General features: G+C 73.1%; 9 protein-coding genes and 1 pseudogene. 7 read left to right on the top strand and 3 right to left on the bottom strand.

Features of this window, described 5'->3' with window-relative positions; all coding sequences use genetic code 11:
* Nucleotides 1-13 precede the first annotated feature (13 nt).
* Nucleotides 14-502: a GNAT family N-acetyltransferase gene (locus CF165_RS19205; RefSeq protein ID WP_093948907.1), complete on the bottom strand. Its 489-nt coding sequence runs from the start codon at nucleotides 500-502 to the stop codon at nucleotides 14-16.
* A 55-nt stretch (nucleotides 503-557) separates the two neighbouring features.
* On the opposite strand from CF165_RS19205, the gene CF165_RS19200 reads away from it, so the two are divergent.
* The 5 genes from CF165_RS19200 (at nucleotide 558) to CF165_RS19180 (ending at nucleotide 7,691) form a co-directional block, all read left to right on the top strand.
* Nucleotides 558-1,112 (top strand): HD domain-containing protein, encoded by a 555-nt coding sequence (locus CF165_RS19200; RefSeq protein WP_240521662.1) that lies wholly within the window; start codon nucleotides 558-560, stop codon nucleotides 1,110-1,112.
* A gap of 153 nt (nucleotides 1,113-1,265) precedes the next feature.
* Nucleotides 1,266-1,964 (top strand): DnaE2-dependent mutagenesis accessory factor ImuA', encoded by a 699-nt coding sequence (imuA', locus tag CF165_RS19195; RefSeq protein ID WP_093948906.1) that lies wholly within the window; start codon nucleotides 1,266-1,268, stop codon nucleotides 1,962-1,964.
* A 367-nt stretch (nucleotides 1,965-2,331) separates the two neighbouring features.
* Nucleotides 2,332-3,939 carry a DNA polymerase Y family protein gene (locus tag CF165_RS19190; protein ID WP_500676263.1) on the top strand — a complete coding sequence of 536 codons (1,608 nt, stop codon included), beginning with the start codon at nucleotides 2,332-2,334 and terminating at the stop codon, nucleotides 3,937-3,939.
* A gap of 2 nt (nucleotides 3,940-3,941) precedes the next feature.
* Nucleotides 3,942-4,385 (top strand): hypothetical protein, encoded by a 444-nt coding sequence (locus CF165_RS19185; protein ID WP_093948905.1) that lies wholly within the window; start codon nucleotides 3,942-3,944, stop codon nucleotides 4,383-4,385.
* Complete coding sequence (locus tag CF165_RS19180; RefSeq protein WP_093948904.1) at nucleotides 4,386-7,691, top strand: error-prone DNA polymerase; 3,306 nt, start codon at nucleotides 4,386-4,388, stop codon at nucleotides 7,689-7,691.
* A gap of 89 nt (nucleotides 7,692-7,780) precedes the next feature.
* Here CF165_RS19180 and CF165_RS52675 read toward each other — a convergent pair.
* Nucleotides 7,781-7,909 (bottom strand): annotated as a pseudogene (locus CF165_RS52675) (SAM-dependent methyltransferase); the annotation flags it as partial.
* A gap of 156 nt (nucleotides 7,910-8,065) precedes the next feature.
* Between CF165_RS52675 and CF165_RS19170 the strand changes: the two are divergent.
* Nucleotides 8,066-8,545 (top strand): VOC family protein, encoded by a 480-nt coding sequence (locus CF165_RS19170; RefSeq protein WP_093948903.1) that lies wholly within the window; start codon nucleotides 8,066-8,068, stop codon nucleotides 8,543-8,545.
* A gap of 12 nt (nucleotides 8,546-8,557) precedes the next feature.
* Nucleotides 8,558-9,145 carry a pentapeptide repeat-containing protein gene (locus CF165_RS19165; RefSeq protein WP_093948902.1) on the top strand — a complete coding sequence of 196 codons (588 nt, stop codon included), beginning with the start codon at nucleotides 8,558-8,560 and terminating at the stop codon, nucleotides 9,143-9,145.
* A gap of 48 nt (nucleotides 9,146-9,193) precedes the next feature.
* Here the strand turns inward: CF165_RS19165 and CF165_RS19160 are convergent, their stop codons facing one another.
* Entirely contained in the window at nucleotides 9,194-12,043 is a 2,850-nt protein-coding gene (locus tag CF165_RS19160; RefSeq protein WP_093948901.1) for a glycohydrolase toxin TNT-related protein, read from the bottom strand.
* Nucleotides 12,044-12,250 lie beyond the last annotated feature (207 nt).

Genomic DNA, 12,250 nt, shown 5'->3' with positions numbered 1-12,250 from the left:
CGACGCCGCAGCGTCAGCCGGGCGGCCCGGATTTCTCGCGCAGCGTGACGTCTTTCTCCAGGTGCACCGCGCCGCGGATGTGGCCGCCGGTTTCGGGAGCGGGGGTGAGCCGGTAGCCGGCCCGCTGGTACAGCGCGATGTTGCGGGCGCTGCGGGACCCGGTGAACAGGGTGAACCGGCGCGCTTCGGCGGGTGCCTGCGCTTCGGCGTGCGCGAGCAGCCGCCGGCCCAGCCCGCGCCCGGCGAGATCGGGCGCGACCATCAGCCTGCCGAGCTCCCAGCGGTCGCCGTCCGGCCGGGCGCGCACCGCGCCGACGAGCCGGTGGTCGTGGCGCAGGACCCACACGGACCACGTCTTCACCCAGTCGCGGACGTCCTCGAGCGTTTCGTGCAGGGCCGGGACGTCGAGGGTGTCGTTGAGGACGGCCTCCTCGACCCAGCAACAGCGTTGCAGGACCAGCAGTTCCGGGCAGTCTTCGGGCCGGGCTTCGGTGAGCTCCACGCCGGTGTGTCTAACGAGCGGCCCCGGGTGGCGGCAACTTCATTACGGTTGCGGGGTGACCGACTTGCTGCGCCGATCCCTCGAGGACCCCGGGTTCGCTCCGCTGCCGCCTCGCGCCCGGGAGCTGCTGGAGTCGCTCGGCGCGCCGCCGCGGCTGGGCGCGCACCTGCGGCTGGTGCACGACGTCGCCGTCACGCTGACCGGCTGGGTGCGGGCGGACTTCGATGTTCCCGCCGTGCTGTTCGGTGCGGCCACCCACGACATCGGGAAGATCCTGCACCCCGCGGAGCTGTCCGGACCGGGGTCGCTGCACGAGGTCGCCGGGTATTCGCTGCTGCTTTCCCAGGGGATCGAGGAGGCTTCGGCGCGCTTCGCGCGGACGCACGGCTCGTGGGATGCCGCGGACGTCACCTTCGAAGACCTGCTCGTCAGCTTGGCGGACAAGGTGTGGAAGGGGAAGCGGGTCCCGGAGCTGGAGCAACGGGTCACCGCGCGGCTCGGCGGCCCGGCTTGGGAGACCTTCCTGGCCCTGGACGACGAGCTCGAGCGCATCGCCGCCGGCGCCGACGCGCGGCTCGCTTTCCAGGCCGCATACCCCACTACCGGGTGACTTGACACTCCGGGCGCTTCACGGTTGACTGTTCCTTGTCGAACACGTGTTCGACAAGGAACCGCCGCCTTCCCCGCGGCGAACCAGTGCCGTCGGTCGCGTTTTGGGAGAGGCTCGACCGCCGGCCTTGTCCGTGGTGGGGAGGTGCGTGCGGTGACCGCTGTGGCAGAGCCGCCGGTGGCCCGGCTGGCGGCCCTGCCCGGGGTCAGCACGGCGAGCCGGGTGGCGGCCCAGGCCGAGCGGGCCCGGGTGACGGGAAGGGTGCTCCCGGTCGCCCCGGCGCTGGCCGGGCTGCTGCCCGCCGCCGGGCTCCGGCGCGGGAGCACGGTGGCGGTCCACGGGGGAACCTCCCTGTTGCTCGCGCTGCTCGCCGAAGCCACCGCCACGGGGTCGTGGGCGGCGGTGGTGGGCATGCCGTCGCTGGGACTCGCGGCGGCGGCCGAGTACGGCGTGGACCTCGCCAGGGTGGCGCTGGTACCGAGGCCGGGCGCGGAGCTCCCGGCGGTGGTCGCGGCGTTGCTCGACGGCGTGGACCTGGTGGCGGTCCACTCGGAGACGGTGCAGGCGGCTGTGGCGCGTCGGCTGTCGGCACGGGCTCGCCACCGCGGGGCGGTGCTGCTGGCGTTCGGCGCCTGGCCGGGCGCGGACGTCGAGCTGTCATGCCGCCGCGAATCCTGGTCGGGTCCCGACGGCGGTTACGGCCACCTCCGGGAGCGCCGGGCGCTGGTCCGGGCCCGCGGCCGCGGCGCGGCGGCCCGCCCGGTCTCGGCGGAGCTCTGCCTCCCAGGCGCGGGCGGCGAGGTGACCCGAGCGGTCCCGCACCTCCAGCGCCGCGAGGAGGCCACGGCATGACACCCAGGGCTTGTCCAAACAGGACGGTCACGGCTTCCAGCCAAGACGGCCCGACGCCGTGTCGGCTCCCCAATCACGCGTGTCGACGCCCCGATCACGCGAGTCGGCTCTCGAATCACGCGAGTTCGCTCCGAGCGCCCGCGAGCCGACCCTCCAGGTACGCAAGTCGACCGTCTGGGTGCGTGAGCCGACCCTCCAGGTACGCAAGTCGACCGTCTGGGTGCGTGAGCCGACCCTCCAGGTACGCGAGCCGACCGTCTGGGTACGCGAGCCGACTGCTCGGGTCCGTGAGCCGACCCTCCGCGCGCGGCGATGCGCTCCATCACCGCGGCACCGGCTGCTTTCGGGGTCGGCTCCGGGAGGCAACATGACCGTCCCGGCCCAACGCGGCACCTCCGACACGCCCACCCGGATGCTGGTCCTGTGGTGCCCCGACTGGCCCGTGGTCGCCGCGGCGGCTGTCGGTGGGATTTCCGCGACGCAGCCTGCCGCTGTCTTCAGCGCCAACCGGGTCGTCGCCTCGAACGCCGTCGCGCGGCGGGGTGGGGTCCGGCGGGGGATGCGGCGGCGGGAGGCGCAGTCGAACTGTCCGGAACTGTCCGTTTTCAACGCCGATGACGGCCGGGACGCGCGGCTGTTCGAAGCTGTCGCGCGGGCCGTCGAGGCGTTCGTCGTCGGCGTCGAGGTCGTCCGGCCGGGTTTGGTGGCGGTGCCCGTCGCGGGCGCCGCGGGCTACTTCGGTGGTGAACACGCGCTCGTCGAGCGGCTCGTCGACGAGGTGTCCGCCGCGGCCGGTGTGGAGAGCCAGGCGGGCGTCGCCGAGGGCCTGTTCGCCGCGACGCTCGCCGCCCGGCGGGGCGCGTTCGTCGAGCCCGGGTGCGTTGCCGAGTTCCTCGCGCCGCTGCCCGTCACCGAGCTCGACCAGCCCGGCAGCGACCGCGCGGAGCTGGTCGACCTGGTGCGCCGCCTCGGTTTGAAGACGCTCGGCGCGTTCGCCGCCCTCTCGGAGCGCGACGTCGCCAACCGGTTCGGCGCGGCCGGGGTGCTCGCCCACCGGCTGGCGCGCGGCCGCTCCGAACGGCCGCCGTTGCGCCGCAGGCCGCCACCGGAGCTGACCCTGACCGAGGAGTTCGACCCCGTCGTCGAGCGGGTCGACGTCGCGGCGTTCCTGGCCAAGGGCCTTGCGACGCGGTTCTGCGCAGGCCTCGCCGGGCACGGCCTGGCCTGCACCCGGCTCGGCATCTACGCGGTCACCGAGGAAGGCGAACACCTCGGCCGGGTGTGGCGGTGCGCGGAACCGCTGACCCCCGCCGGCGTCGCCGACCGCGTGCGCTGGCAGTTCGAGGGCTGGCTGCGCGCGGCGCCGGGGCAGCGCCCGACGTCCGGCGTGGTGCGGCTGCGGCTGGAGCCCGAGGAACTCGTCGAAGGCCGGTCGCTGCAGCTCGACCTGTGGCAGAACGGCGGTTCCGACGAAGCGGACGAACGCGCGGCCCGCGCGTTCGTCCGCGTCCAGGGCCTGCTCGGGCCCGAAGGCGTGGTGACGCCGATGCTCGACGGCGCCCGCGACCCGGCGGGCCGCGTCCGGCTGGTGGCCTGGGGCGACCCGCGCGAGCGGACGACACCGCCGGACGCGACCTGGCCGGGACGGCTGCCGGCCCCGTCCCCGGCGACGGTGCTCGACCGGCCGGTGCCCGCCCAGGTTTTCGACGCCGACGGCCGGCCGGTCGGGATCACCGGCCGTGACCAGGTCACCACGGTCCCGCACCGGCTGAGCATCGCCGGCGGGCCGCGCCGGGACATCGTCGCCTGGGCGGGCCCCTGGCCGACGGCGGCCGACCGACGACGCCCGGGCCCGCCGCGGGCACGGGTGCAGCTGGTGCTCGCGGCCGAGGGAGACGAGCCGCCCGAGGCGGTGCTGGCGTACTGCGCGGGCACGGAAAATCCACTATGGACGGTCGAGGGAGTGTACGACTGAGCATGGACGAGGACTACGCACGGAGGCTGCGGAACTGGCTGCGCGCCGAACCGGGGGCAACACCTGGCCAGGCCGCGCAGGAGCGCGAGTGGCTGCGGGGAATTCCGCAGCCGGGCTCCGCCCCGGACGAACGCGACCGCCCGCCCGGTGAGCAGCTCCTGGAACCCGAGCCGACCGCCGATCGCGATCGGCCGGTCGACCGGCGGCTTCCCGAGCCCGGCTCAGGCGAAACGTGGTCGGTCCGCGGGCAACTGCCCGCCGCGCACCCCGCCGCCGACGAGGAGTGGATCTGCCCGGTGATCGCCCTTCCGGTCCCGCGCCCGTCCCGGGAAAACGGGTGCCGCATGAGCGAAGCCGAAGCCCGCAGCCGCTGGAACCACCCCACGAACTGGCACCGCCGCCGCCAAGCCGAGGAACAGCAGCGAGACCACCCCGGGGGCCGGTGAATGGGCTGGAACAACCCACCCGTCCGGTGGAAGGACCTCGCCCGCACCCTGGCCGGCGGCGCCCCGCCCGGCGACCACGGTGACAGTCCCGCCTGGGGACGTCACCGCGACGGCTACCGGCGGCCCGATGACCTCCCCGCCCGTGGCACCGACGACGGCGGTGAGGCCGTCCGCGTGCCCTACGCCGAGCTGCACTGCCACTCCAACTTCAGCTTCCTCGACGGCGCCAGCCATCCCGAAGAGCTCGTCGAAGAGGCCGCGCGCCTCAAGCTGGACGCCATCGCCCTCACCGACCACGACGGCATGTACGGCGTCGTGCGCTTCGCCGAGGCCGCCCGGGAACTCGGCGTCAACACCGTGTTCGGCACCGAACTCAGCTTCGGGCTGCCCGGCCCGCAGAACGGCGTCGCCGACCCCGAAGGCGAACACCTCCTGCTGCTCGCCCGCGGTGACCAGGGCTACCGGGCCCTCTGCCGCGCCATCACCGCCGGCCAGATCCACGAGAAAGCCGAAAAGGGCAAGCCGATCTACGACCTCGGTGCGGTCGCCGAGGAGGTCGCCGGGCAGTGCGTGGTGCTGACCGGGTGCCGCAAAGGCGCGGTGCGCTCGGCGCTCGTCACGCACGGCCCGGCGGCCGCCGCCGAGAAACTGAAAGAACTCGTCGACCGGTTCGGCCACGACAACGTCTACGTCGAGCTCACCGACCACCGTCAGCCGCTCGACAGCACCCACAACGACCTCCTCACCCGGCTCGCCGAGGACCTGAAGCTGCCGACCGTCGCCACTACCGCCGCGCACTACGCCCGGCCCGAACGCGCCCCGCTGGCCGACGCGCTCGCCGCCATCCGCGCCCGCCGCGGCATCGACGAACTCGAAGGCTGGCTCCCCGCGGCCGGGACGGCGTTCCTGCGCAGCGGCGCCGAAATGGACGTCCTGTTCCGGCGCTACCCCGGTGCGGTCCGCCGCGCCGCCCTGCTGGGCATGGAATGCGCGTTCCCGCTCAAGCTGATCGCCCCGGAGCTGCCGCCGTTCGACGTGCCCGAGGGCCACACCGAGACGACCTACCTGCGCGAGCTGACCTGGAAAGGCGCCGGGGAACGCTTCGGCGGCAAGGAACACGAGGAGAAAGCCAAGGCGCAGATCAAGCACGAACTGGAGATCATCGAGGAGCTCGGCTTCCCCGGGTACTTCCTGATCGTCTGGGACATCGTGCGGTTCTGCAACAAGCACAAGATCCTTTGCCAGGGTCGCGGCTCGGCCGCGAACTCGGCTGTCTGCTACGCGCTCGGCATCACGAAGGTCGACTCGGTGGCCAACAAGCTGCTCTTCGAACGCTTCCTCGCCCCCGACCGCGACGGCTATCCCGACATCGACCTCGACATCGAGTCCGACCGCCGCGAGGAGGCCATCCAGTACGTCTTCGAGAAACACGGCCGCCTGCGAACCGCCCAGGTCGCGAACGTGATCACCTACCGCGCGCGGTCGGCCGTCCGCGACGCCGCCCGAGCCCTGGGCTACTCGCCGGGCCAGCAGGACGCGTGGAGCAAGCAGATCGACCGCTGGGGTTCGTTGCGCAGCACGGAAAAGGACCACGACCACGACATCCCGGACGACGTCGTCCAGCTCGCCTTCGCGCTCGAGGACTTCCCGCGGCACCTCGGCATCCATTCCGGCGGCATGGTCATGTGCCACGAGCCGGTGAGCCAGGTCGTGCCCGTCGAGTGGGCGCGGATGGCGAACCGCAGCGTGATCCAGTGGGAAAAAGAGGACTGCGCCGCCGCCGGGCTGGTCAAGTTCGACCTGCTGGGGCTCGGCATGCTCTCGGCGCTGCACTACATGCTCGACCTCGTCGAGGAGTACAAGGGTGACAAGGTCGACCTCGCCGAGCTGGACCTCACCGACGGCAACATCTACGACATGCTGTGCCGTGCCGACGCGATCGGCGTGTTCCAGGTCGAGAGCCGGGCCCAGCTGGCCACGTTGCCCCGCCTCAAACCCAAGAAGTTCTACGACCTCGCCGTCGAGGTCGCGCTGATCCGGCCCGGCCCGATCCAGGGCGGCTCGGTGCACCCGTACATCCGGCGCAAGCAGGGGATCGAGGAGTGGGACTACGACCACCCGCTGCTGGAAAACGCGCTGCACAAGACGAAGGGCGTGCCGCTGTTCCAGGAGCAGATGATGCAGATCGCGCTGGACGTCGCGAACTTCACCGCCGCCGAAGCCGACCAGCTGCGGCACGCGATGGGCTCCAAGCGGTCCGACCGGAAGATGGACCGGCTGCGGCAGCGGTTCCTCGACGGCGCCGTCGCGAACGGCGTCGACGAAGAACTCGCGCGGAAGATCTTCCTGAAACTCAAGGCCTTCGCGAACTTCGGCTTCCCCGAGAGCCACGCGCTGAGCTTCGCGCACCTGGTCTTTTCCAGTGCCTACTTCAAGTTCTACCACCCGGACGCGTTCCTGGCGGGTCTGCTGCGCGCGCAGCCGATGGGGTTCTACTCACCGCAGTCGCTGGTCGCCGACGCGCGGCGCCACGGCGTCACCGTGCACGGCCCGGACATCAACCGCAGCCTGCCGCACGCGACGCTGGAGCCGGGCACCGGGCAGTTCCACGACGTCCGCACCGGGCTGAGCACCGTGCGGAAGATCGGGGAAGACGTCGCGAAGCGGATCGTGGCCGAGCGGATCGAAAACGGCGACTACACCGACATGGCCGACGTCGCCCGCCGCGTGCGGCTGACGACCCCGCAGATCGAGGCCCTGGCCACGGCCGGCGCGTTCGCCGGCTTCGGCGGCGATCGCCGCCAGGCGCTGTGGACCGCGGGCGCGGTCGCCGGGGAACGCCCGGAGAAGCTGCCCGGACTGGTCGGCGCGCCGGCGCCGGTGCTGCCCGGGATGGACGGCCTCGACGTCGCGGCCGCGGACGTCTGGGCGACGGGCGTGTCGCCGGGCAGCTACCCGACCGAGTTCATCCGCGACCGCCTCGACGAGCTCGGCGTCGTGCCAGCGGACCGCCTGGCCGGCCTGGACGACGGCGCGCGCGTGCTGATCGGCGGCGCCGTCACGCACCGGCAGCGCCCCGCCACCGCCGGCGGGGTCACCTTCCTCAACATCGAGGACGAGACGGGGATGGTCAACGTGATCTGCACGCTCGGCCTGTGGCAGCGCTACCACCGCGTCGCGCGCGCCAGCCCGGCGCTGCTGATCCGCGGGGTGGTGGAGAAGGCCGACGGCGTCGTCAGCGTCCTCGCCGACCGCGTCGAGGCGCTGCCGATGCGGATCAAGGCGAAGTCGCGGGACTTCCGGTGACGGGCCGCGGGGTTGCACGTGTCGAAGCCGAATCGGCCGCCGGGACGCAACGCGCGCCGGATCGCCGCGAACGCCGTGCGCACCTCATCGTCGGTCAGCACCACCTGGAACGCGTGCCCGGTCATCACGGCGAAGCCGAACTCGCTGTCCCAGGCCGTGGTCGACAAATCCCCGTGGACCCACTCGACGTCGTCGCGGCGGCGGGCCTGGATGAGCATGCCCTCTCGGCCGGGTCGAGGCCGGCGTCAGCGTATTGCTCGTCGGGCATCCCGCCACCGTAATGATCTCGACGCGGCCCCTCATCCGGTTTTCGCAGCGGCCAGGACCTGACCTATATCGGTCATAGCCTCTCGGCAACGAACCGAGGAGGAAACATGGTCAGCCCCGTTCCCGACGGCTACACGACGGTCACCCCGTGGATCATCGGCCGCGACACCGCCGGCTTGCTCGACTTCCTGAAGCGGGCCTTCGACGCCGAGGAGCTGGGCCGGGTCGTCGGTGACGACGGGAAGATCGGCCACGCGGAGGTGCGCATCGGCGACGCGGTCGTGATGGCGTTCGACGCTCCGGGCGACTGGGCCGAAACTCCCGCCTTCCTTCGGCTCTACGTGCCGGACAGCGAGGAGACCCAGCGGCGGGCGATCGCGGCCGGCGCCACCGAGGTCACCCGGCCGACGGTGCTGTTCTTCGGCGATCGCGTCGGCCGGGTGCGCGATCCCTTCGGCAACCTGTGGTGGATCCAGACGCGGCTGGAGAACTTGGACGAAGCCGAGATGATGCGTCGTGCGCGGCTGCCCGAGTACGTCGAGGCGATGAACTACGTCCAGGGTGCGAAGCTCCAGTCACGGGTGTGACACCCTGGGGCCGTGCTGGAGACGGGGGAGGACTACCGCGAAGCGGTGTTGTCCGGGCAGTGGTGGGAAAAGCGCCGGTTCACCGGCTGCGACTTCACCGGGGCGGACCTGAGCGGGCTGCGGACGCGCGGCTGCACCTTCGACGACTGCGTGTTCAGCCGGGCCGACCTGTCGCGCTCGCGGCACGACGCGTCGGCGTTCCGCTCGTGCACCTTCGACCGGACGGTGCTGGTGGAAAGCCGCTGGACGGCGTGTTCGCTGCTGGGCACGTCGTTCACCGACAGCGGGTTCGGCGGGATCGCGCTCACCGAGTGCGATCTCTCCCTGGCGTCGCTGGCGAAGGCGCGGCTGCGCCGGCTCGGGCTGTCGGGCCTGCGGCTGCGGGAAGCCAACCTGACCGAAGCCGACCTCACCGGCGCCGACCTGCGCGGCAGCGACCTGACCGGCGCCCGGTTGCAGGGCGCGAAGCTCGAGGGCGCCGACCTGCGTGGCGCGCGCCTCGACGCGAACGCCCTCGTCCAGGCCGACCTGCGGGGTGCCGAGGTCGACGTCGAGACGGCGATCGCCTTCGCCGCCGCCCACGGCCTCGTTGTCCGCTGAAAACGGAAAAACCGGCGGCTGGCCGGCCGCCGGTTTTCCCGGACCGCGTCAGTCGACCGGGGGTTCGCCCGGGTCGAGCTCGATCAGGTCGCCCTCGGCGAGCAGCTCCTCGATCGACGCCGGCAGCAGGTACGCCGACCCGCCGCCCGGCTGGTTGAACCACGGGATCGCGACGCCCGCCAGCGCCTCCAGGGGCCGTTGCACCCGGTAGACGTGGTACGGGCGGTTCACCCACTCGGGCACCAGCGAGCGCTCGGCGAACGGTGTGCCCGCCGCGTACGTCAGGTTGCCGTTCGGCCCGCCGAAGCGGTCCAGCTCGCTGCCCGCGGGCAGCTCGCGCAGCTCCTTGCCGCGGAACAGCGTCAGCGGCGGCTCGCCGGCCATCGGCGAGATCGGCCACTGCTGCTGGCCACCGCCACCCCCGCCGTTGACCGCCGGGCGAGCGGGTTCCTCTCGGCGCGGCGGCGCGGGCGGCGGTGCCTGCGGGACCGACGGCGCGGCCTGCGGCATCGGGGCCAGGACGGTCGGCGCGGCCTGCGGCGGCTCACGTCGTGGCGGGGCGGGCGGAGCGGGCGGCGGTCCTGCCTGCTGCCGGTCCATCGGCGGCGGTCCGGCGGGCACCGGGGCAGGCTGGCGCGGCGGAGCCGGCGGCTCGTCGTCCTCGAGGTCGCCGAACAGCTCCTCGGCGCTGGTGAACGCCGTCTGCTCCTGGGCGGGCACCGGTTCGGGCTTGCGGACCGGGTAAGACCCGGTCGCGATCTCGGGCGACAGCGTCGCGACGACCCGCTGCGGCGCCGGTTCCGGCTCGGGTTCCGGTTCGGGCTCCGGCGCGGGCGGCTCCTCGGCGGGCACGTGGCCCTCCGGGTGCAGCAGCAGCTTGCCGAGCATGAACGCGGCGGCGTCCTCGGCGTCGCCGAAGACGGCGGGGTTGCTGAGCTTGCCGTCGTACCAGCCGACGCGCCAGCCGTCCTCGACCTGCTCGACGCTCCACCCGTGCTCGGCGGGTTCGCCCAGCTTGTAGCTGCTTTCGGGCACGTCGAGCTCGTCCAGCTTGGTCTGGAGCCCGGCGAGCACCGGGTGGTCCGGCGTTTCGCGGCGCAGCGCGCGGCGGCCGGACCGGGGAGCTTGCTGCGGCGGCGCGGGCGGCTCCGCCTGGGCGGCGGGCTGGGGGGCCACCGGCTCGGGCACCGGCAGCACGCCGGGCACCTCGGGCTGGGTGATCATGGTCGGCGGGCCCGGGTCGAACGCGGGCTGCTCGTCGCGCCTGGGCGGCTGGAAGACGTGCTCGTCTTCGTGCCGCACCGGCGGACCCGGGTCGAACGCCGGCTGGTCCTCCCGCCGCGGGGGCTGGAAGGCGTGCTCGTCTTCGTGCCGCGCCGGTGGGCCGGCGTCGAACGCGGCGTGCGCCGGTTCCTCGTCCCGCGGACCGGCGCCGAACCCGGCGGGCTCGTCCGCTTCCTCGTCGTGCCCGGACGGATCAGCCTCGAACCCGGGCTCGGCCGCCTGGAAGCCGTGTGACGGGGTGTCGTCCCGCGGCGGCTGGAACGCGGCGTGCTCGTCGTCCGGCCGGCCCGGGAAGGACTCGCCGTCGTGCGGAGCCTCCTCCTCGTGCCCGATCGGCTGGTCGGGCACGTACTCCGCGGTCTCGTCGAGGTCGGGCACCCGGCCCGGCTCCGGCGACGCGCCGTTCGAGCCCACGGCGTGCTCGGGGTGCTCGTACTCCTCGCCGTAGGAGTCCTCCTCGGCGAAGCGGTCGTCGAACTCCTGGTCGTCGTAGCCCTCTGCGGCGTATTCGTGCTCTTCGACCGGGGCTTCCGGCTCGGGGGCGTGCGCCGCGAGCGGTGGCTCCACCGGCGCGGGCGGCTCCTCTTGGTGCGGCAGTTGCGGCAGTTGCTGCGGCGGCGGCGCGGCGGGCGGCACCGGGGCGGCCATGGCGGGCGGCGGGCCCGCGGGGGCCTGCTGGGGCGGCGGTCCCTGCTGCTGCGGCGGCGGGCCCTGGGGCGGCAGGCCTTGCGGCGGGGGCCCCTGGGGCGGCGGCCCGGCCGGGCGCTGCTGCTGAGGCGGCGGCTGGCTGCCCCGCGTCAGGTACGCGGCGGCGGCCTGCAGCGTCGGCTCGTCGACCGACGGCAGCGTGAAGCCGACCGAACGGACGTGCTCGACCAGGTCCGGTTCGGGCGAAACGCCGTACTTGTGCAGGTAGAAGTTGACGGCGGCGGGCCAGATCCACTGGCCGTCGCTGTGGAAGGCGACCGGGACGGTGGCCTCCGGCGTCGCGGCGAGGCGGTCGATGTCGTAGCCGCGCTCGGGCACCACCAGCGGCGCGGCCTCCAGGTACTCCAGCAGGCGGTCCTGCTCGTCGACCTCGAGGTCGGGCCGGTTGATCACCGGACGGCCCGCCGGGCCGACGGTGTCGAAGATCCGGGCGATCCGGAAGTGCGGCCCCGGCTGCTCCGGGCCGAGCCCGGACATCCGCCGGATCAGCCATTCGGGGACGTTCTCCTCGGTGCGCGGGAACATCCGCAGCTCGTCGGAGTAGGCCTGCGGCGGCGGCGCGAGGTTCCACACCGGTTCGTCGCGGTTGTACTCGAGGTTGTAACTGGACGGATGGTCCAGCTGGTAGCGCGCGTTGAACCACGTTCCGCGGCCGTCGCGGTACATGCCCCCGCGCAGCCTGCCGAAGAGGGTCGCGATGTCATGGGTGGCGAGCCACTCGTGCACCGTGCCGTCCTCGGTGACGATCTCGCCGGTCAGCTCGTGGTACCTGCCGACGGCTCGGTACTCCGCGGTGACCTTGCGCCAGTCGCGCGGGGCGGCACGGAGCAGGGCTAGTCCGATCTGCTTGACCAGGGTGTCCTGCTCGGTCGCGTTCAGCTGCGTCGTCGGTTGTGCCACCCGCACATTTTGACTGTTCGCGCGCGTGAGTGCACCCCGCATGTGGGTTTTGCCGCCCGCTCACCCGGTGGTACACGGTCTGACCTCGCGCGATGCGACATGTCATAGATCACAGCTTGATCGCGGGCGGTGTCGCGAATGGACCGTCTGGGGTAGCGGGGACTCTACGCGCTGCGACCGGTCACGCCTGGAAGCGACGCGCGGGGGTCGCTT

The sequence above is a fragment of the Amycolatopsis vastitatis genome, from assembly GCF_002234595.1.
GTDB classification, from domain to species: Bacteria; Actinomycetota; Actinomycetes; order Mycobacteriales; family Pseudonocardiaceae; genus Amycolatopsis; species Amycolatopsis vastitatis.
This window is presented reverse-complemented; position numbering and strand designations above follow the sequence as displayed.

Bases quoted from the DNA above. Each gene is read 5' to 3' on its own strand.
- CF165_RS19190 (WP_500676263.1), top strand. From the start codon at position 2,332: ATGACCGTCCCGGCCCAACGCGGCACCTCCGACACGCCCACCCGGATG.
- CF165_RS19185 (WP_093948905.1), top strand. From the start codon at position 3,942: ATGGACGAGGACTACGCACGGAGGCTGCGGAACTGGCTGCGCGCCGAA.
- CF165_RS19180 (WP_093948904.1), top strand. From the start codon at position 4,386: ATGGGCTGGAACAACCCACCCGTCCGGTGGAAGGACCTCGCCCGCACC.
- CF165_RS19170 (WP_093948903.1), top strand. From the start codon at position 8,066: ATGGTCAGCCCCGTTCCCGACGGCTACACGACGGTCACCCCGTGGATC.